This window comes from Streptomyces sp. NPDC014891 (assembly GCF_043081085.1).
Taxonomy (GTDB): Bacteria; Actinomycetota; Actinomycetes; order Streptomycetales; family Streptomycetaceae; genus Streptomyces.
In genome coordinates, this window is the sequence record NZ_JBIBWF010000002.1 from 497092 (window position 1) to 516645 (window position 19554).

General features: G+C 73.8%; 15 protein-coding genes. 7 read left to right on the top strand and 8 right to left on the bottom strand.

The features are described 5' to 3' along the window. The first annotated feature begins 24 nt into the window (after nucleotides 1–24). The gene (pepN, locus tag ACF09E_RS06840; RefSeq protein WP_392204193.1) at nucleotides 25–2601 is read left to right on the top strand and encodes an aminopeptidase N; all 2577 of its coding nucleotides are present in this window, start codon (nucleotides 25–27) and stop codon (nucleotides 2599–2601) included. Nucleotides 2602–2800: 199 nt separating this feature from the next. On the opposite strand, the gene alc is transcribed toward pepN, so the two are convergent. Genes alc through ACF09E_RS06860 form a run of 4 tightly spaced genes read right to left on the bottom strand, consistent with a single transcriptional unit; the run spans nucleotide 2801 to nucleotide 6953 of the window. Then, nucleotides 2801–3928 carry an allantoicase gene (gene alc / locus ACF09E_RS06845; protein WP_392204194.1) on the bottom strand — a complete coding sequence of 376 codons (1128 nt, stop codon included), beginning with the start codon at nucleotides 3926–3928 and terminating at the stop codon, nucleotides 2801–2803. 59 nt (nucleotides 3929–3987) lie between these two features. Then, complete coding sequence (locus tag ACF09E_RS06850; RefSeq protein WP_361858519.1) at nucleotides 3988–4914, bottom strand: LysR family transcriptional regulator; 927 nt, start codon at nucleotides 4912–4914, stop codon at nucleotides 3988–3990. Nucleotides 4915–4924: 10 nt separating this feature from the next. Continuing rightward, nucleotides 4925–5983, bottom strand: coding sequence for a DMT family transporter (locus tag ACF09E_RS06855; RefSeq protein WP_392204195.1), 1059 nt, complete (start codon nucleotides 5981–5983; stop codon nucleotides 4925–4927). A gap of 4 nt (nucleotides 5984–5987) precedes the next feature. After that, entirely contained in the window at nucleotides 5988–6953 is a 966-nt protein-coding gene (locus tag ACF09E_RS06860; protein ID WP_392204196.1) for an EamA family transporter, read from the bottom strand. Between the two features lie 133 nt (nucleotides 6954–7086). On the opposite strand from ACF09E_RS06860, the gene ACF09E_RS06865 reads away from it, so the two are divergent. Continuing rightward, the gene (locus ACF09E_RS06865) at nucleotides 7087–7599 is read left to right on the top strand and encodes a MarR family transcriptional regulator (RefSeq protein WP_361858528.1); all 513 of its coding nucleotides are present in this window, start codon (nucleotides 7087–7089) and stop codon (nucleotides 7597–7599) included. Nucleotides 7600–7733: 134 nt separating this feature from the next. Here ACF09E_RS06865 and ACF09E_RS06870 read toward each other — a convergent pair whose 3' ends face one another. The 3 genes from ACF09E_RS06870 to ACF09E_RS06880 all read right to left on the bottom strand — a co-directional run bounded on the left by ACF09E_RS06870 (nucleotide 7734) and on the right by ACF09E_RS06880 (nucleotide 10345). After that, complete coding sequence (locus ACF09E_RS06870; RefSeq protein ID WP_361858532.1) at nucleotides 7734–7961, bottom strand: hypothetical protein; 228 nt, start codon at nucleotides 7959–7961, stop codon at nucleotides 7734–7736. Between the two features lie 103 nt (nucleotides 7962–8064). Beyond that, nucleotides 8065–10146 carry a 4-alpha-glucanotransferase gene (gene malQ / locus ACF09E_RS06875; protein WP_392204197.1) on the bottom strand — a complete coding sequence of 694 codons (2082 nt, stop codon included), beginning with the start codon at nucleotides 10144–10146 and terminating at the stop codon, nucleotides 8065–8067. Nucleotide 10147: 1 nt separating this feature from the next. Next, nucleotides 10148–10345, bottom strand: coding sequence for a hypothetical protein (locus ACF09E_RS06880; protein WP_148004101.1), 198 nt, complete (start codon nucleotides 10343–10345; stop codon nucleotides 10148–10150). 238 nt (nucleotides 10346–10583) lie between these two features. Between ACF09E_RS06880 and ACF09E_RS06885 the strand changes: the two genes are divergently transcribed. Next, complete coding sequence (locus tag ACF09E_RS06885) at nucleotides 10584–13754, top strand: beta-N-acetylglucosaminidase domain-containing protein (RefSeq protein ID WP_392204198.1); 3171 nt, start codon at nucleotides 10584–10586, stop codon at nucleotides 13752–13754. A 103-nt stretch (nucleotides 13755–13857) separates the two neighbouring features. Here the strand turns inward: ACF09E_RS06885 and ACF09E_RS06890 are convergent, their stop codons facing one another. Further along, nucleotides 13858–14421: an HNH endonuclease gene (locus tag ACF09E_RS06890; protein WP_392204199.1), complete on the bottom strand. Its 564-nt coding sequence runs from the start codon at nucleotides 14419–14421 to the stop codon at nucleotides 13858–13860. A 257-nt stretch (nucleotides 14422–14678) separates the two neighbouring features. Between ACF09E_RS06890 and ACF09E_RS06895 the strand changes: the two genes are divergently transcribed. The 4 genes from ACF09E_RS06895 to ACF09E_RS06910 all read left to right on the top strand — a co-directional run bounded on the left by ACF09E_RS06895 (nucleotide 14679) and on the right by ACF09E_RS06910 (nucleotide 19552). Beyond that, nucleotides 14679–15740 carry a mechanosensitive ion channel family protein gene (locus tag ACF09E_RS06895; protein WP_392204200.1) on the top strand — a complete coding sequence of 354 codons (1062 nt, stop codon included), beginning with the start codon at nucleotides 14679–14681 and terminating at the stop codon, nucleotides 15738–15740. Nucleotides 15741–15954: 214 nt separating this feature from the next. Then, a complete protein-coding gene (locus tag ACF09E_RS06900) occupies nucleotides 15955–17169 on the top strand; it encodes an ROK family protein (RefSeq protein ID WP_392204201.1) in 1215 nt (404 codons plus the stop codon). 60 nt (nucleotides 17170–17229) lie between these two features. Further along, nucleotides 17230–18573, top strand: a complete 1344-nt coding sequence (locus tag ACF09E_RS06905; RefSeq protein WP_392204202.1) for an ABC transporter substrate-binding protein — start codon at nucleotides 17230–17232, stop codon at nucleotides 18571–18573. Between the two features lie 19 nt (nucleotides 18574–18592). Further along, nucleotides 18593–19552: a carbohydrate ABC transporter permease gene (locus ACF09E_RS06910; protein WP_392204203.1), complete on the top strand. Its 960-nt coding sequence runs from the start codon at nucleotides 18593–18595 to the stop codon at nucleotides 19550–19552. Nucleotides 19553–19554 lie beyond the last annotated feature (2 nt).

Here is a 19554-nt window from a genome sequence, read left to right on the forward strand (position 1 = left end):
TCACAAAACCGAGGAGTTGACCGGGTGCCTGGCACGAACCTGACCCGTGAAGAGGCTCAGCAGCGGGCAGCGCTGCTCACCGTGGACGCGTACGAGGTCGAACTCGACCTCACCGGTGCGCAGGAGGGCGGCACCTACCGGTCCGTCACCACCGTCCGCTTCGATTCCGCCGAGGCCGGTGCCTCGACCTTCATCGACCTGGTCGCCCCCGCCGTCCACGAGGTCGTGCTGAACGGCCACGCGCTCGACGTCGCCGCCGTCTTCCGCGACTCGCGTGTCGCGCTGGCCCACCTGGCCCAGGGCCGCAACGAGCTGAAGGTCGTCGCCGACTGCGCCTACACCAACACCGGCGAGGGCCTGCACCGCTTCGTCGACCCGGTCGACGACCAGGCCTACCTGTACACGCAGTTCGAGGTCCCGGACGCGCGCCGCGTCTTCGCCTCGTTCGAGCAGCCCGACCTCAAGGCCACCTTCCAGTTCACCGTGAAGGCCCCGGCCGGCTGGAAGGTCATCTCGAACTCGCCGACCCCGGAGCCCAAGGACGACGTCTGGGTCTTCGAGCCGACGCCGCGGATCTCCACGTACATCACCGCGCTGATCGTCGGCCCCTACCACTCGGTGCACTCCTCGTACGAGAAGGACGGGCAGAGCGTCCCGCTCGGCATCTACTGCCGTCCGTCGCTCGCCGAGTTCCTCGACGCGGACCACATCTTCGACGTCACCCGCCAGGGCTTCGACTGGTTCCAGGAGAAGTTCGCGTACGACTACCCGTTCGCGAAGTACGACCAGCTCTTCGTGCCGGAGTTCAACGCGGGCGCCATGGAGAACGCGGGCGCGGTCACCATCCGCGACCAGTACGTCTTCCGCTCGAAGGTGACGGACGCGGCGTACGAGCGCCGGGCCGAGACGATCCTCCACGAGCTCGCGCACATGTGGTTCGGCGACCTCGTCACCATGGAGTGGTGGAACGACCTCTGGCTGAACGAGTCGTTCGCCACCTACACCTCCGTCGCCTGCCAGGCCTCGGTGGCGGGCACCCGCTGGCCCCACGCCTGGACCACCTTCGCCAACGCGGAGAAGACCTGGGCCTACCGCCAGGACCAGCTGCCGTCCACGCACCCGATCATGGCCGAGATCAACGACCTGGAGGACGTGCTCGTCAACTTCGACGGGATCACGTACGCCAAGGGCGCCTCGGTCCTCAAGCAGCTCGTCGCCTACGTCGGCCAGGACGAGTTCTTCAAGGGCGTCCAGGCCTACTTCCAGGCGCACGCCTTCGGCAACACCCGCCTCTCCGACCTCCTCGGCGCCCTGGAGGAGACCTCCGGCCGCGACCTGAAGACCTGGTCGAAGGCATGGCTGGAGACGGCCGGCATCAACATCCTCCGTCCGGAGATCGAGACCGACGAGAACGGCTCGATCACCGCCTTCGCCGTCCGCCAGGAGGCGCCCGCGCTCCCCGCCGGCGCCAAGGGCGAGGCCGTGCTGCGCCCGCACCGCATCGCGATCGGCTTCTACGACCTCGACGAGGCCGGCAAGCTGGTCCGCGGCGAGCGCCTCGAACTCGACATCGAGGCCGCCGGGCTGACCCCCGTGCCGCAGCTCGTCGGCAAGGCCCGCCCGGCGGTCGTCCTCCTCAACGACGACGACCTGTCGTACGCCAAGGTCCGCCTGGACGACGTGTCCCTGCACAACGTCACCGCGCACCTCGGCGACTTCGCCGAGTCGCTGCCGCGCGCCCTGTGCTGGGCCTCGGCCTGGGACATGACCCGCGACGGCGAGCTGGCCACCCGGGACTACCTGGAGCTCGTGCTCTCCGGCGTCGGCAAGGAGTCCGACATCGGCGTGGTCCAGTCGCTCCAGGGCCAGGTCAGGGCCGCCCTGGAGATGTACGCGGCGCCGGAGTGGCGCGAGACCGGTCTGGCCCGCTGGACCGAGGCCACCCTCGCCCACCTCCAGGCGGCCGAGCCGGCGAGCGACCACCAGCTGGCCTGGGCGCGCGCCTTCGCGGCGACCGCCCGCACCCCGCAGCAGCTGGACCTGCTCGCCGCTCTCCTGGAGGGCCGCGAGACGATCGAGGGCCTGGCGGTCGACACCGAGCTGCGCTGGGCCTTCGTCCAGCGGCTCGCGGCCACCGGCGTCTACGACGAGACGGAGATCGCCGGCGAGCTGGAGCGCGACCGCACGGCGGCGGGCGAGCGCCACGCGGCCACCGCGCGCGCGGCCCGCCCGACGGAGGCGGCCAAGGCGGAGGCCTGGACCACGGTCGTCGAGGAGGACAAGCTGGCGAACGCCGTGCAGGAGGCCGTCATCGGCGGCTTCGTCCAGTACGACCAGCGCGAGCTGCTGGCCCCGTACACGGCGAAGTACTTCGCGTCGATCAAGGGCGTCTCGGAGACCCGCAGCCACGAGATCGTCCAGCAGATCGTGGTCGGCCTGTACCCGAGCCTCCAGGTCTCGCAGGAGACCCTGGACGCGACGGACGCCTGGATCGCCGAGCACGACCCGGCCCCGGCGCTGCGGCGCCTGGTGACCGAGAGCCGCGCGGGCGTGGAGCGTGCGCTCCGGGCCCGGGCGGCGGACGCCGCCTCGGCGAAGTGACGCACCCGTAGGCAAGGGGCCCCGGACCGCAGCGGTCCGGGGCCCTTCGTCCTGTCGGCGGCCCGGTCCGGGGGCGTGTCGGCGCCCGCCGGACCGGGCCGCCGCGACACGTCCCGGTCCCGGAGGACCGGCCGTGGTGTCCGCCCGGCGGGCGGGCGTCGGCGCGCTGCCGCGCCGCCGGGCGGAAGTACGGGACCGCTCAGCCGCCGAACGCCGCGAACCGGGCGCGCAGATCGGCCGCGCCCTGCTCCGTCAGCGCGCCGTGCAGGCGCATCCGGGCGACGCCCCCGTCGGGGAAGGCGTCCAGGCGGACGTGGGTGACGACGGCCTGCGCCGGGAGCTTGAAGCGGTGCAGGGTGTCGGGCTGGAGCTTGGTGCGGGGGATGATCTCGAACCACTCCCCCGTCGCACCGTTGCGCCCCTGGAGGGCGATCCAGCCCGCCGAGTTGCCCTTGAGGTAGGCGGTGTCGATCTCGACGGCGCGGACGGCGCCCTGCGCGGCGAGCCGGAACCGCACCCAGTCGTTGGTGCCGCGCACCCGGCGGCGCCGGTTCTCCCAGCCGTCGTCCATCTTGCGGGAGGTGCCGGGCAGGATGATCTGGGTCGGCGAGGAGTAGAACTTGTCGGAGGCGTCCTCGTACGAGCCGCCGTTGAGCACGGAGATCAGGTCGAGGGTGCCGAGCAGCTCCAGCCACTCGGGATCCGGCACGACCTCGCCGTGGACGCGGAGGCGGGCGATGCCGCCGTCGGGGTGCTGGCAGACCCGGAGGTGGGTCCAGCGGCGCTCGGCGGTGACCGTGAAGCCGTTGGCGGCGTGGCCCCGGACGGGGGTCGGCGGGACGAGCTCCTCCCACTTCGCGTCGAGCAGCTCCGCCGGGCTCGGCGAGCCCTCCACCGCGGTGGCCTGGATGCTCACGCGCTGCGGGTAGTTGCCGCGGAAGTGGGCGGTGTCGACGATGATCCCGCGGATCACGCCGGGGGCGCCGAGGCGGACGATCGCCCAGTCGTGGTCTCCGGGGGCGGGGAAGACGTTCCCGGCGTCGGCGCCGCGGCGACGGCGGGTCTCCCAGCCGTCCATGATCTTGCCCTTGTGCCCGAAGTGCTCCGGGTCGAAGACGGCCCGTTCGCGGACGAGGAGGTTCTCCCGCTCGGCGAAGAACTCGTCGTTCGCGGCGACGACCCCGGCACCGAGGCGCCGGTCGGCGAGGTCGACCAGCTCGGTGAAGGGGAAGTCACCGGTCCGGTAGTCGGCGTACGGGTCACCTCCCGAGTAGGGGGCGGCGTCGTTGGCGTGCGGGTCCTGGTCCTGGCTCGTCTCGAAGGTCATGGACCGACTGTGCGCCCCCGGCACCTGACGGGTCCATCGAATGTTTTCGACGGATGGGTTCAGTTCTGCTGAACAGTCTCCCGCTGGGCCGCCGCCTGGCGGAGCGCGGCGAGCACCCGTGCCACCGCCGGGCCCTCCTCCGCCCCGCGCCGGACCGCCGCGACGACGTGACGGCGCGGCTGGTCGGCCGCGAGGACGCGCATGACGACCCCGGCGCCGCCCCGCCGTTCCGCGGACGCCATCCGGGGCACCAGGGCGATGCCCATGCCCGCCTCGACCATGGCGAGGATCGCGGTCCAGCCCGAGGCGCTGTGGGCCTGTTCGGGGACGAAGCCGGCGGCCTCGCAGGCGGCGGTGGTGATCTCCGACCACGGGCCCGAGCCGCCGAAGATCCAGGGTTCGGCGGCGAGGTCGGCGAGCCGCAGTCCGGGCGCGTCGGCGTGCGGGTGCCCGGCGGGCAGGGCCACGTCGAGGGGGTCCGCGAGGAGCGGGATCCGGCTGAACTTGGGGTCGCGCGCGGAGGGCGCGTGGGCGGCGAGCGAGAGCGCCAGATCGACCTCGCCGGCCGAGAGCAGCTCGTACGCCTCCGCCGCCTCGGCCTCCCGGATCCGGACGTCGAGCCCGGGGTGCGCGCTCCGCAGCTGCCGGACGGCGGGGACGAGGAGCGCGGGCACGGCCGTCGAGAACGCCGCGACCCGCACCTCGCCGGCCTCGCCCCGCAGATAGCCGTCGAGTTCGGCGTCGGCGCGCTCCAGCTGGGCGAAGACCGCCTCCGCGTGCCGCAGCACGAGGTGCGCGGCGTCGGTGAGCCGGACGCGGCGCCCCTGGGCCTCCAGGACCGGTACGCCGAGCTGCCGGGCGAGGTTGGTGAGCTGTTGCGACACGGCCGAGGGGGTCATGAGCAGCGCCTCCGCGGTCGCGGTGACGGTGCCGCGGTCGCGGAGGGTGCGGAGGATCTGGAGCTTCTTGATGTCCCACTCGGTCATGGGGCGCAACCTATCCGGCCGCGCGCGTCCGGGTCGCCGACGCCAGGGCCACTCCGCCGAGGACGAGGGCCGTGCAGACCGCGCCGAGGACGCCGAGCCGCTCGCCGAGCAGGGCGGCGGAGAGGAGGGCGACGCAGACGGGCTGGAGGTGGTAGACGACGCCCGCGCGGGCCGCGCCGATGAGGGAGACCGCCTTGTTCCAGGCGAAGAAGGCGACGGCGGAGGACGCGACACCGACGTAGAGCAGCGGCCCGACGGTGCCGGTGCGGGCGGTGAACCCGCCCTGGACGGCGAGGGACGCGGCGTAGCAGGGCGCCAGCATCAGCACGCCGAGCAGGAAGGTGGCGAAGAGGAAGGCGAGTCCGTCGATCTCCGCGGGCCTGCGCCGGAGCAGGGCGCTGTACGAGGCGAAGGACAGGGCCGCGGCGAACATCCAGAGGTCGCCCGCCGCGAAGTCGACGGCGAGGGAGCCCTTGCCGACGAGCAGCAGGACGCCGACGACGGCGGTCGCCATGCCCAGGACGCGGCGGGCGCCCAGGCGTTCGCCGCCGAGCCGAGACCACAGCGCCATGATCACCGGAGAGGCGGCCATGATCATGCCCATGTTGGTGGCGGAGGTGGTCAGTCCCGCCTGGTGCACCAGGGTGTTGTAGAGCGCGACGCCGAGCAGCGAGGCGAGTGCGACGAATCCGAAGTGCCGCCGGATGACCTTCCGCTGCCGCCAGAAGGGGCGGGCGGCGAACGGGGCGACGGCGACGAGGGCGATGACCCACCGCCAGAAGACGGCCTGGACGGGCGGGACCGAGTCGGCCATGCCCCGGGTGGCGACGAAGCTGCCGGACCAGACGACGGTGGCGAGCAGGGCGAGGAGCACACCGACGCCGGCGCCTCGGGAGGGCGCCGGCGTGCGGGGGGCGGGGGTCGGCGGGCGGGTGGCCGCGGGGGTCGGGGTGGTGGGTGTCGGGGTCGGGGTGGTGGGTGTCGGGGTCGGGGTAGTGGGTGTCGGGGTCGGGGTGGTGGGTGTCCGGGTCGGGGTGGTGGTCGGGTGACGTGCGGTGATCGGGCTCATGGAGCTACCGTCGCACCGCCACACCTTCCAGGTCCATCGAAACTTCCTGACCGTTTTTTTCAGTAGAACTGAACGATCTACCCTCGGCCCGGGCGGTCGGCGCGGGCTTCTCGGCGGTGCGGGGGGCCAGCTGACCCGCCAGGGTCGCGCCGAAGGCGATCGCCATGCCGAGGAGCTGGACCGCGCCGAGCGCCTGGCCGAGCGCCGCCCAGCCGATGATCGCCGCGGTGATCGGCGAGAGCGGGCCGAGGAGGGTGGCGGAGGAGGCGCCGAGCCGCTCGATGCCACGGAACCAGAGGAAGTACGAGATCGCGGTGTTGCCGAAGGCGAGGTAGGCGTAGCCGGCCAGGTTCACGCCCGTCAGGGCCGGCGGGGCGCCCTCGACCAGGAAGGCGATCGGCAGGATGACCAGGCCGCCCGCGGTGAGCTGCCAGCCGGTCAGCGCGAGCGCGCCGACCCCCTCGGGGCGGCCCCAGCGCTTGGTGAGGACGACGCCCGCCGACATGGAGAGCGAGGAGAGCAGCCCGGCGAGCACGCCGACGGTGTCGAACGCCGCTCCGGCCTTGAGGACCACGAGGCTGACGCCGAAGGCGGCGGCGATCGCGGCGAGCAGGGTCCTGACCGTGGGCCTCTCGCCGAGGAGGAGGGCGGCGAGGCCGACGACGAGGAGCGGGCCGACGGAGCCGACGACGGCGGCGACGCCGCCGGGAAGCCGGTAGGCGGCGAGGAAGAGCAGCGGGAAGAAGGCGCCGATGTTGAGGGCCCCGAGGGCGGCGGACTTCCACCACCAGGCGCCTCGCGGCAGCGTGCGGGTGAGCGCCAGGAGGAGGAGTCCCGCGGGCAGGGCGCGCATCAGGCCGGTGAAGAGCGGCCGGTCGGGCGGCAGGAACTCCGTGGTGACGAAGTAGGTGGAGCCCCAGGAGATCGGGGCGAGGGCGGTGAGTGCGACGACGGCCGCCTTGCGGGACATGACGGTTCCCCCTTGCTGCGGATGCCGGTCCGGGCGGGCCGGACTGGCTTGGCGGTAATTAACTTAGCACTAAGCTACTTACTTGCAAGTGGCTTTCTTGCCATCGAGTCACGGGGCCGGGGAGACTGCCCGCATGGACACGAAGACCCCCGGCCCCGCCCATGACGCCGTCGACGCCATCGCCGACCAGTGGGCGGTGGTCCGCCCCGACCTGGACACCGTCCCGATGGCCGTCTTCGGGCGGATCTACCGGCTCGCGAACGCGATGCGCGGGCGCGTCGACAAGGCGTACGCGCCCTACGGCCTGGCCCTCGGGGAGTTCGACGTGCTCGCGACGCTGCGCCGTTCGGGCGAGCCGTACACGCTCTCGCCGCGCGAGCTGACGGCGACGCTGATGATCACCACCGGCGGGATGACCGGCCGGCTGGACAAGCTGGAGAAGGCGGGGCTCCTCACCCGCAGCCCCGACCCGCACGACCGGCGCGGGCTTCGGGTCACGCTGACCGAGCACGGCCGGGAGCTGGTGGACCGGTCCGTGTCGGCGGGGCTGGAGCAGCAGCGGGAGGCCCTGGAGGGCGCGCTCAGCGAGGAGGAGGCGGCGCAGCTGGCCGGCCTGCTGCGCAGACTGCTGGCGACGACGGCCTGAGCGGCGCGGCACGCGGCCTCACGCGTGCGTGAGGCCACGCGGAACGCGCCGGAGCAGGGCGCCGAACGCACGCGAGGGCGCCGCACGGTACGGCGTACCGTGCGGCGCCCTCGGCGGAGCGGAAGAGGAGGCGGTCAGGCCTTCTTGGACTTGTCGAGCAGCATCACCAGGCCGACGATGACCAGGAACAGCACCAGCGGTGCGGCCACGAACAGGCCGAGGGTCTCGATGACCTCCAGCTTGGGGGCCGGGTCGTCGCCGTCGTCGCGGGTGAGCGCGAGCGCGGGGGACGACATGAGCAGCATCATCAGCGTCGTACCGGCCGCGATCGAGCCGGCGCGCAGTGCGTTCTTCTTGTCCACGGTGCAAACGTAGCGAACACCCGATCGGCCCGCGCGCCCGGGGGTGCCGTACGGGGGTCGAGGGGCTCGGCGCGGGCGGTCCGGGGGGCCCGCGCCGCACCTGTCAGAGCGCTCCGTCCGCCTCCTGGACGGCCGTCCGTGCGTGGAGTTCGCGGAGCAGGGCGTACGCCCGCGGGGAGGCGGCGAGGCGCTCCAGGGTCATCGGCTGTCCGTCCGCGTCCGCGAGCGGCAGCCGCCAGTTGGGGTACTCGTCCCAGGTGCCCGGCAGGTTCTGCGGCCGCCGGTCCCCCACCGCGTCCGGCAGCCAGACCCCGACCATCCGGGCCGGGGTGTCGAGCAGGAACCGGTGGACGGCGACGATCGCGGCCTCCTCCGACCCCGGGCCCTCCGGGAGCAGCCCGAGCCGCTGGAACAGGCCCAGCCACTCGGCGGTCTCGGCCGCGTCCGCGGCCCGCTCGCGCGCCAGGTCGCCGGGGAGCAGCCCCAGGCGGTGGCGCAGGGCGACGTGGTCGCCGGAGAGGCGGGCGGCGGTCGGGGGCAGGTCGTGGGTGGTGGCGGTGGCCACGCAGTCGGCCCGCCACTCGGCCGGGGCCAGCGGGCGGCCGGAGTCCGCCCAGTCCCGCTCGAACCAGAGCACGGAGGTGCCGAACACCCCGCGGGCGGCGAGCCGCTCCCGTACGCCGGGCTCGACCGTGCCGAGGTCCTCGCCGATGACGAGGGCGCCGGCCCGGTGGGCCTCCAGGACGAGGACGGCGAGCATCGCCTCGGCGTCGTGGCGGACGTAGGTGCCCTCGGTGGGCTCGCGGCCCTCCGGCACCCACCAGAGCCGGAACAGGCCCATCACGTGGTCGATGCGCAGCGCGCCCGCGTGGCGCAGGAGTTCGCGCAGGAGTCCGCGGTACGGGGCGTAGCCGGCGGCGGCCAGGGCGTCGGGCCGCCAGGGCGGCAGGCCCCAGTCCTGGCCGCGGGAGTTGAAGGCGTCGGGCGGGGCTCCGACCGACATGCCGGCCGCGAAGGCGTCCTGCTGGGCCCAGGCGTCGGAGCCCTCCGGGTGGACGCCGACCGCCAGGTCGTGGACGATCCCGATCTCCATCCCGGCCTCGCGGGCGGCCGTGGCGGCGTCGGCGAGCTGCCGGTCCGTCAGCCAGGCCAGCCGGCAGTGGAAGTCGACGCGGGCGGCGAGGACGGGGTCGTCGCGGACGGCGGCCTCGGCCGTGCGCGGGGTGCGCAGCTCCTCGGGCCAGGACCGCCAGTGGTGGCCGTGGCGCTCGGCGAGGGCCTGGTAGGTGGCGTGGTCCTCCAGGGCGCGGCCCCGCGCGGCGAGGAAGTCGTGGAAGTCGGCGCGTCTGCCGGGGCCCGGTTCGACGCCGCCCACGACGAGTTCGAGGGCCCGCCGCTTGACCTCCCACACGGCGTCCCGGTCGATGGCCGCGCCCTTGCCGAGGACCCCCTCGCGCAGGTCGGCGGCCTCGGTGAGGATCAGGTCGAGCTCCTCACGGCGCTCGGGGCCGAGCAGCGCGTACTCGGGGATCGCCTCGATCCGCAGATGGACCGGGTCGGGGAAGCGGCGCGAGGACGGCCGGTACGGGGACGGGTCGCTGGGAGCCCCGGGCACGCCCGCGTGGAGCGGGTTGACCTGGATGAAGCCCGCGCCGTGGGTGCGCCCGGCCCAGGTGGCGAGTTCGCGCAGGTCTCCGAGGTCGCCCATGCCCCAGGAGCGGCTGGAGAGCAGCGAGTAGAGCTGGACGAGCAGCCCGTAGGCGCGCCGTTCGGGGGCGGGCACGCGCGCGGGGGCGACGATCAGGGTCGCGGTGGCGGTGCGGCCGTCGGGGGCCTCCGCCTCGACCGTGTGGACGCCGAGCGGCAGCTCCTCCCAGTCGTCGCCGGTGACGACGGCGCCGTCCTCGGTGGTGACCCGGAGCCGGGTGCCGTCCGGCAGCTCCGCCGGCGGGTGGGCGGGTTCCGTGCCGCGCCACCGGACCAGGGTGGGGGCCAGCAGGCGCTCCCGGTCGGTCCGTTCGGCCGCGTCGAGGGCGGCGGCGACCGCGTCCGGGGTCGTCGCGTCCACGCCGAGCGCGCCGAGGACGGCCACCACGGTGGCGTCCGGCACGGGCACGGTGACGCCCGCGGAGGGGCTGTAGGCGGTGGCGACGCCGTGACGGGCGGCGAGGCGGGCCAGGGTCACTTCACACTCCGGGGGACTCCGTGCCCGCACTTCCTGGGGCGCTGGGTTCGCTGGTGAGGGGGGCCGCCACGGTCAGCGGCGGTTCGCTGGTGAGGGGCTCGGCGTCGGGCAGCGGCGGCTCGCTGGTCAGCGGTTCGCCGGCCGGCGCCGTCTGCTGCGGAATCCGTATCCGTCCGAGGTGCTGGGCGGTCGTGGTCACGGGGATCTCCCGGTTCGTCTCGACTGGTGGGATCTGGGTAACGACTGAGCCCTACCCACCGCATCTCGTTTTACCGGCGGAATGTGGCGGAGTGACGTCACCTCGCCGTCGGACGGCCGGGCAAAGCCGACACATCGGCCATGTGCATTGACACCCCAGTGCGACGGGTGGTGGGGTCGTGACCCAGTCGTTACCGAACCGGCGGGCGGCCGGCGGCCCCGGTCGAAGGGAGACACCCGTGCACCTCGGGCACCTCGGGCGCAGCAGGCGCACGGCGACGGCCGTCGCCGCCGCCGTCATCGGAGGGCTCCTCGGCGGCGCGGTGCCGGGTGCGGCGCAGGCGGTCCCGGGGGTGGTCCCGGCCGGGAGTCCGGAGGCGGCGCCGTTCGCGCCGGGGGGCCCGGTCGCGCCCACGGCCTCCTCGACCCGGGCTCCTGCCGCGGCCCCCCGGACCGGCGCCTCCGCGCGCGTGCCCGCGGTCTGGCCGCGTCCTCAGTCGCTGACGGCCGCCGGGTCCGCGGTGCCGCTCGGGGACGAGGTGACGCTGCTCGCCGACGAGGACGCCGATCCGTACGCCCTCGCCGCCCTGCGCGAGCTGCTGCGGTCGGCCGGGGTGCGGACCGTCCACACCGGGCTGCCCGGGCGCGGACCGGTCCTGCGGGTCGCGGGTCCCTCCGGCGAGGGCGCCGAGGACGCCCTGAGCGCCCTGCGGGTGCCCGACCGCCTCGACCTTCCGCGCGGCGGCTACCGGCTCGCCACGGGCCGTCTGGGCGGCCGGGACACGGTCGTCCTGGACGGGGTGGGCGGCGACGGGCTGTTCCATGCCGTGCAGACGCTGCGTCAGCTCCTCGGCGCCGGGCGGGAGGTCCCCGGCGTGGTCGTCCGCGACTGGCCCGGAACGGCCGAGCGCGGGATCGTCGAGGGGTTCTACGGGACCCCCTGGACCGCCGCGCAGCGGCTCGCGCAGATCGACTTCCTGGGGCGGACCAAGCAGAACCGCTACCTGTACGCGCCGGGCGACGACCCGTACCGGAAGGCGCAGTGGCGCGACCCCTACCCGGCCGAGCAGCAGGCCGGGTTCCGGGCCCTCGCGGAGCGGGCCCGGGCCAACCACGTGACGCTGGGCTGGGCCGTGGCGCCCGCCCAGTCCATGTGCCTGTCCTCGCGGGCCGACCTGACGGCGCTGACCCGGAAGATCGACGCGATGTGGGAGCTCGGGGTGCGCTCCTTCCAGCTCCAGTTCCAGGACTCCTCGTACGACGAGTGGCACTGCGACCGGGACGCCGACGCCTTCGGGCGGGGGCCCGCGGCCGCGGCCGCCGCCCACGCGCGCGTGGCGAACACGGTCGCCCGGCACCTCGCCGAACGGCACCCGGACGCCGAGCCGCTGACGGTGATGCCGACGGAGTACTTCCAGGACGGCGCGACCGAGTACCGCAGCGGACTCGGCGAGGAGCTGGACGCGGACGTGCGGGTGGCGTGGACCGGGGTCGGCGTCGTGCCCCGCTCCATCACCGGCGGCGAGCTGGCGCGGACCCGGGCCGCCCTGGGCCGGCCGCTGGTCACCATGGACAACTACCCGGTCAACGACTACGCGCAGGACCGGCTCTTCCTCGGTCCCGCGCGGGGCCGGGAGCCGGCCGTGGCCGCCGGTTCGGCGGCCTTCCTCGCGCTCGCGATGGAGCAGCCCGCGGCCTCCCGCGTCCCGCTCTTCACCACCGCCGACTACGCCTGGAACCCGCGCGGCTACCGGCCGGAGGAGTCCTGGCGGGCGGCCGTCGACGACCTCGCCGGACCGGAGCCCGCCGCCCGCGAGGCGCTGCGGGCGCTCGCGGGGAACGGTGCCTCCTCCGTGCTCGACCCGGCGGCCGAGTCGGCGTACCTGAAGCCGCTCCTGGCGGCCTTCTGGGCCTCCCGTACGAGCGCGTCCGCCGACGCGGGCCCCGGGCGGGAGAAGGCGACCCGGGACCTGCGGGCCGCGTTCACCGTGATGCGCGAGGCCCCCGGACGGCTCGAGGACACGGCCGGCGGCACCCTCGGCGACGAGACGGGCCCCTGGCTCGGGCAGCTGTCGCGCTACGGCCTGGCCGGCGAGACGGCCGTCGACATGCTGGTCGCCCAGGAGTCGGGGGACGGTGCGGCCGCCTGGCGGACGCAGTTGGCCCTGGAGTCGCTGCGCGAGGAGCTGTCGGCCGGCCGGGTGACGGTCGGCGCGGGGGTGCTCGACCCGTTCCTCACGCGCGCGGTGGACCGGGCGAAGGCCTGGACCGGTGCCGACCGGACGCCCCGGGCGCGGACCGACCGCGCCCCCGACTCCTACACCGTGCGGCTCGACCGGGCGCGGCCCGTGGAGACCCTGACGGTGATGTCCGAGCCGGGTGCGGACGGCGCGGGGGACGCGCGCGTGGAGGCCTATGTCGAGGGCGAGGGCTGGCGGCCGCTCGGTCCGCTGTCGGCGTCCGGCTGGACGCAGGCCGAGCTGAAGGGGCTGCGGGCGGAGGCGCTGCGGGTCGTGTGGAGCGGCGGGGGCCCGGCCCCCGCGGTGCGCTCGCTGGTGCCGTGGTTCGCGGACGGGCCGCGCGCGGCGCTGGACCTGGCCCGGACGGAGACGGACGCGGAGATCGGCGGTCCGTCCCAGCGGGTGGACGTGGAGCTGTCGGGCGTGCGCGCGGGCGAGGTGCGGGGGCCGCTGTCGGCGAAGGCCCCCCGGGGGATCACCGTCCGGCTGCCGCGGCAGGCGGTGGTCGAGCGCGGCGCCCGGTCGACGGTTCCGCTGGAGGTGTCGGTGGCGGCGGACGCGCCCGCGGGCACGTACCGGGTGCCGGTGACGTTCGCGGGCGAGGAGCGGGTGCTGACGGTGCGGGCCTTCCCGCGCACGGCGGGCCCCGATCTGGCACGCACGGCGACGGCCTCCTCGTCGGGCGACGAGACGCCGGACTTCCCCGCGGCCCTGGCGGTGGACGGCGATCCGGCCACCCGCTGGTCCTCGCCGGCGGAGGACGGCGCCTGGTGGCAGCTGGAGCTGCCGGAGCCGGCCAGGATAGGGCAGGTGGTGCTGCACTGGCAGGACGCGTACGCCTCCCGGTACCGGGTCCAGGTCTCGGCCGACGGGCGGATCTGGCGCACGGCCGCGACGGTGGCGGAAGGCCGGGGCGGCCGGGAGTCGGTCCGGATGGACGCGGCGGACACGCGGTTCCTGCGGGTGCAGGGCGAGGAGCGGGCGACCCGGTACGGGTACTCGCTCTGGTCGGTGGAGACCTATGCGGTGGCCGGGGCGGAGCGGCCCGCGGGCGGGACGCCGCCGGAGCGGCCCGCCGGGGAGCCGGCGGACGGGTCGGCGGGCGCCGCCGCGGGTGCCGGACCGGGCGGTGCGCCGGCGGGCACGGCGGAGGAGCGGCCCGCCCCCTGAGGGGCGCACCGCTCCCGTGTCGCACCCGGCCCGCGTCGCCGCCCGCCCGGCCCCCGCGCCCGTGGGCGGAGGGCGGGGCGCGCACGGACGCGAAAGGCCCGGCTCAACCTGTCGCCAGCGCCCTCGCGGGGGCGTCGGCGGCGGAGTCGATCCGGGCCATCACGTCTTCGGCACCGTACGGCTGGAGGTAGGGCAGCCAGCGGGGGTCCCGGTGTCCGGTCCCGATGATCCGCCAGGCCAGACCGGTCGGCGGGGCCGGTTGGTGGCGCAGCCGCCAGCCGATCTCGCGCAGGTGCCGGTCGGCCTTGACGTGGTTGCAGCGGCGGCAGGCCGCCACGACGTTCTCCCAGGCGTGCGTGCCCCCGCGGCTGCGCGGGATGACGTGGTCGACGCTGGTCGCCACACCCCCGCAGTACATGCAGCGCCCGCCGTCACGGGCGAAGAGCGCCCTGCGGGTCAAGGGAACGGGCCCCCGGTAGGGGACCCGCACGAAGCGCTTCAGTCGCACCACGCTGGGCGCGGGGACGACTTGGGTCTCGCTGTGCAGGAAGGCGCCGGATTCCTCGAGGCAGAGAGCCTTGTTCTCCAGGACGAGGACGAGTGCGCGGCGGAGCGGTACGACGCCGAGCGGCTCGTACGACGCGTTGAGGACCAGGACATGCGGCACGGATGCCTCCTATGACGCCGGCGGCGCGTGGCTCGCGCCGGGACGAACTGCTCTCAGTCTCCCCTCATGCCTGGTCGGAACGCCACCACGTGCCGGGATCGGGGTGACGGCCCCGGCGTGTTCTCGACCACATCGGCATGTCTTCTCTCTGTCTGCCCGGGTGAGGTCCGTCTCTCCCTCGAACAGCGCTACGGGACCACGTCCGACGCCCCGTTACTGTGGATGCTCTGCGTACGCGATGCCCTGGAGGTCCACCCGTGTCCTGGTCCGCCCTTGCGGCTGCCACCGAACCCGAGCCCATTCCGGTGACCCTCGACGAGGCGGCGGAGAAGGCCACGAGTGCGGCGAGCTGGGTGGAGGAGAACTGGTCCACCTGGCTGAACACGGGGCTGCGCATCCTGCTGATCCTGATCGTCGCGCTGCTCCTGCGGATGGCGGTCCGGCGGGCCCTCACCAAGCTGATCGAGCGGATGAACCGCTCGGCGCAGGCGGTGGAGGGGACGGCCCTCGGCGGACTCCTCGTCAACACCGAGCGGCGGCGGCAGCGCTCGGAGGCGATCGGCTCCGTGCTGCGCTCGGTGGCGTCGTTCCTGATTCTGGGCACGGCCGGGCTGATGATCCTGGGCGCCTTCAAGATCGACCTGGCGCCGCTGCTGGCCTCGGCCGGTGTGGCGGGTGTGGCGATCGGTTTCGGCGCGCGGAACCTGGTGACGGACTTCCTGTCGGGCGTCTTCATGATCCTGGAGGACCAGTACGGCGTGGGCGACTCGGTCGACGCCGGCGTGGCCTCCGGCGAGGTCGTGGAGGTCGGCCTGCGGGTGACCAAGCTGCGCGGCGTGGACGGCGAGATCTGGTACGTGCGCAACGGCGAGATCAAGCGGATAGGGAACCTCAGCCAGGGCTGGGCGACCGCGGGGGTGGACGTGACCGTCCGGCCGACCGAGGACCTGGAGCGGGTGCGCGCCGTGATCGTCGAGGCGGCGGAGTCCATGGCCAAGGAGGAGCCGTGGAACGAGCGTCTCTGGGGCCCGGTGGAGGTGCTCGGGCTGAGCGAGGTGCTGCTCGACTCCATGACCGTCCGGGTCTCGGCGAAGACGATGCCGGGGAAGGCGCTGGGCGTGGAGCGCGAGCTGCGCTGGCGGATCAAGCAGGGCCTGGACCGGGCCGGCATCCGGATCGTGGGCGGGCTCCCGGCGCAGGCCGAGGAGGCGGCGGCCGATCCGACCGCGGGGATGGCGGCGCCCTCGGCCTTCGCCTCGGCGACCTCGCCGCAGTCCGCGGCGGCCACCCCGCTGCCGAAGACCGACCTCAACAAGTAGCCGCGCGCGGGAACGCGCACCCGGGACGCCCCCGGAGGTAACGCTTGGGTTGCCTTCGGGGGCGTCTCGCGTGCCCGGGTATTGACGCCCCCGTGACGGCCGCCTTATTTTCCTTCCACCGAATAGGAAACTTTCCTAACAGTGAAGTGGGAGAGACGGGCCGCCGCGAGGCAGCACAATGGCCCGACCAGCAGCCGAAGGCAGGTGCGACCTCATGGCCGGTACGACCCCGGGAACCCCCGGTACGCCCCGCGTGCTCCGCGCCATGAACGACCGGGCGGCGCTGGACCTGCTCCTGGAGCACGGCCCCCTCTCGCGGACCCGGATCGGCAAGCTCACCGGCCTGTCCAAGCCGACCGCCTCCCAGCTGCTCGCCCGCCTCGAAGCGGCCGGCCTCGTCGTCGCCACCGGCACCACCGCGGGCCGACCCGGACCGAACGCCCAGCTCTACGCGGTGAACGCGCGGGCCGCGTACGCCGCCGGACTCGACGTCAACCCCTTCCGCATCCACGCCGCCGTCGCCGACATCACGGGCGAGATCGTCGGCGAGTACGAGCTCCGCACCCCCGGCCGCGCCGCCTCCGGCGTCGTCCGCCAGGTCACCGACGCCCTCGACGGTGCCGTCAAGGCGGCCGGCATCACCCGCGCGGACGTCCGGCGCCTGGTCATCGGCACCCCCGGCGCCTTCGACCCGGCCACCGGACGCCTCCGGTACGCCTCCCACCTGCCCGGCTGGCACTCCCCCACCCTGCTGGAGGAGCTGGCCGCCGTCCTGCCGATGCCGTTCGAGTACGAGAACGACGTCAACCTCGTCGCCGTCGCCGAGCAGCGCGTCGGCGCGGCCCGCGGCCACGCGGACTTCGTCCTGCTCTGGAACGAGGAGGGCCTCGGCGCCGCCCTCGTCCTCGGCGGGCGGCTGCACCGCGGCTTCACCGGCGGCGCCGGCGAGGTCGGCTTCCTGCCCGTACCCGGCACCCCGCTCGTACGGCAGGTCACCAAGGCCAACTCCGGCGGCTTCCAGGAGCTCGCCGGCGTCCAGGCCGTGCCCCGGATCGCCCGCACCGTCGGGATCGACACCCCCGAGCAGCCCTACGTGCCGGTCGCGAGCGGGCTGCTCGCCCGGGCCGTCGAGACCCACGGCGAGGACCCCCGGTACGCGGACCTGCTCGACCGGTACGCCGAACGCGTCGCCATCGGGCTCTCCTCGATCGTCGCCGTCCTCGACCCCGAACTCATCGTGCTCTCCGGCGACGTCCTCGTCGCCGGCGGCGAACCCCTCCGCGCGCGCGTGCAGTCCGAACTGGCCGACCTCGCCGCATCCCGGCCCCGGCTCGTCCTCTCGGCCGTGCCCCGGCGGCCGGTGCTCCGCGGCGCCCTCGAAAGCGCCCTCGCCACCACCCGGGCCGAGGTCTTCGACACCTCGCGCTGACCCACCGACCCCCGCGTTCCCCCTTCCCCCGTAAGCCCTCCGCCACAGGGAGACTCCGTCATGCCCGCACGTCCGCGCAGAGCAGCCGCAGCGCTCGCCGCCACCGCCTCGATAGCCCTCTTCGCCTCGGCCTGTACGGGCTCCGCGAACAACGCGGCCTCCGACGACCCCAAGGCCGAGACCACCATCACCTTCTGGCACGGCTGGTCGGCGCCCGCCGAGGTCAAGGCGATCCAGAACAACATCGACCGCTTCACCAAGGCCCACCCGAACATCAAGGTCAAGGTCGTCGGGAACATCAACGACGACAAGCTCAGCCAGGCCCTGCGCGCGGGCGGCTCCAACGGACCGGACGTGGCCGCGTCCTTCACCACGTCCAACGTCGGCAAGTTCTGCCACTCCGGCGCCCTGGCGGACCTCAAGCCCTTCCTGGAGAAGGACAAGGTCGACCTCGACAAGACCTTCTCGAAGGTCCTCCAGAACTACACCCAGTTCGAGGGCAGGCGCTGCTCCCTGCCGCTGCTCTCCGACGCGTACGGCCTCTACTACAACAAGGACGCCTTCCGGAAGGCCGGCCTCGACCCCGAGGCCCCGCCGAAGACCTGGTCCCAGTTCGCCGAGGTCGCGAAGAAGCTCACCACGTCCAAGGGGGACTCCTACGAGCAGCTCGGCTTCATGCCGAACTACCTCGGCTACGAGACCGTCCCCAGCCACTACATGTCGCAGTGGAACCACCGGTACTTCGACGAGGACGGCAGGTCGCTCCTCGGCAAGGACCCGGCCTTCGCCGAGATGCTGACCTACCAGAAGTCGCTGGTCGACGGCCTGGGCGGATTCGCGAAGCTGGACAGGTACCGCACCACCTTCGGAGACGAGTGGGGCGCCAAGCACCCCTTCCACACCGGCCAGGTCGCCATGCAGCTGGACGGCGAGTGGCGGCTCAACTTCATCAAGGACGCCGGCGTGACCTTCGACGTCGGCGTGGCGCCGCTGCCCGTCGCCGACGACGAGGCGGCCGAGTACGGCAAGGGCTACCTCTCCGGCACGATCATCGGCATCGCCCCGCAGAGCAAGAAGCAGAACGCGGCCTGGGAGCTCGTCAAGTACATGACGATGGACACCGAGGCCGTGGTGAACTTCGCCAACGACATCGGCAACGTCCCCTCCACCCTGGAGGCCCTCAAGTCGCCGGACCTGAAGTTCGACGCCCGCTTCAAGACCTTCCTCGACATCGCCCGCCACCCCGCGTCCACCACCTCGGACGGCGCGGTCAACGGCAGCACGTACCAGGACACCTTCCAGGACTTCGCCCAGAAGTACGAGAAGGGCCAGGTCCCGGACCTGAAGAAGGGCCTCGCGGACACCGCCGCCCAGATCGACCGCGACATCGCCCAGGCGAAGTAAGACCCGGGGCCGGTATCTCATGTCCGACACCCTCGCCGGGCGTCAGGCGGCGCTGCGGTCGAAGCGCGTGCGCAACGCGCTTCGCACCGCGGCGTTCATGTCGCCCTGGCTGATCGGCTTCAGCGTCTTCTTCGCGTACCCGCTCGTCTCCACCGTCTACTTCTCCTTCATGCGGTACGACGGGCTCAACCCGCCGACCTGGCGGGGCCTGGAGAACTGGGACTACGTCTTCACCGACCTGCCGAAGTTCTGGCCGGCGATGCAGAACACCCTCTGGCTCGCGGTGGTCATGGTCGCCTGCCGGGTCGTCTTCGGCCTCGGCATCGGCCTGCTCATCACCAGGATCAAGACCGGCGCGGGGGTCTTCCGCACCCTGTTCTACCTGCCCTACCTGGCCCCTCCGGTGGCCGCGACGCTGGCCTTCGTCTTCCTGCTCAACCCGGGCACGGGGCCGGTCAACTCGCTCCTGGAGGGCATCGGGATCCCCGCCCCCTCCTGGTTCAACGACACCGCGTGGGCCAAGCCGGCCCTGACCGTCCTCGCCGTGTGGGGCGTCGGGGACCTCATGGTCATCTTCATGGCCGCGCTGCTCGACGTGCCGAAGGAGCAGTACGAGGCGGCGGAGCTGGACGGGGCCTCGGCCTGGCAGCGCTTCCGCTACGTCACCCTGCCGAACATCTCGCCGATCATCCTCTTCGCCGTGGTCACCGGGATCATCGGTGCGATGCAGTACTACACCCAGCCGATCGTGGCCGCGAAGGTCGCCTCGGGGGTGATGGGCGGCTCGGGCCAGACCTTCGAACCGGGCTACCCCGACGACTCCACGCTCACGCTGCCGCAGCTCGTCTACAACCTCGGCTTCGGCCGCTTCGACTACGGCGCGGCCAGCGTCGTGGCCCTCGTCCTGTTCGCCCTCTCCATGGCCTTCACGGCGCTGCTCATGCGCCGGCGGGGCGGCCTGATCGGCTCGGGTGACTGATC

Bases quoted from the DNA above. Each gene is read 5' to 3' on its own strand.
- alc (WP_392204194.1), bottom strand. From the start codon at position 3,928: ATGACCTTCGAGACGAGCCAGGACCAGGACCCGCACGCCAACGACGCC.
- ACF09E_RS06850 (WP_361858519.1), bottom strand. From the start codon at position 4,914: ATGACCGAGTGGGACATCAAGAAGCTCCAGATCCTCCGCACCCTCCGC.
- ACF09E_RS06855 (WP_392204195.1), bottom strand. From the start codon at position 5,983: ATGAGCCCGATCACCGCACGTCACCCGACCACCACCCCGACCCGGACA.
- ACF09E_RS06860 (WP_392204196.1), bottom strand. From the start codon at position 6,953: ATGTCCCGCAAGGCGGCCGTCGTCGCACTCACCGCCCTCGCCCCGATC.
- ACF09E_RS06865 (WP_361858528.1), top strand. From the start codon at position 7,087: ATGGACACGAAGACCCCCGGCCCCGCCCATGACGCCGTCGACGCCATC.
- ACF09E_RS06900 (WP_392204201.1), top strand. From the start codon at position 15,955: ATGGCCGGTACGACCCCGGGAACCCCCGGTACGCCCCGCGTGCTCCGC.
- ACF09E_RS06905 (WP_392204202.1), top strand. From the start codon at position 17,230: ATGCCCGCACGTCCGCGCAGAGCAGCCGCAGCGCTCGCCGCCACCGCC.
- ACF09E_RS06910 (WP_392204203.1), top strand. From the start codon at position 18,593: ATGTCCGACACCCTCGCCGGGCGTCAGGCGGCGCTGCGGTCGAAGCGC.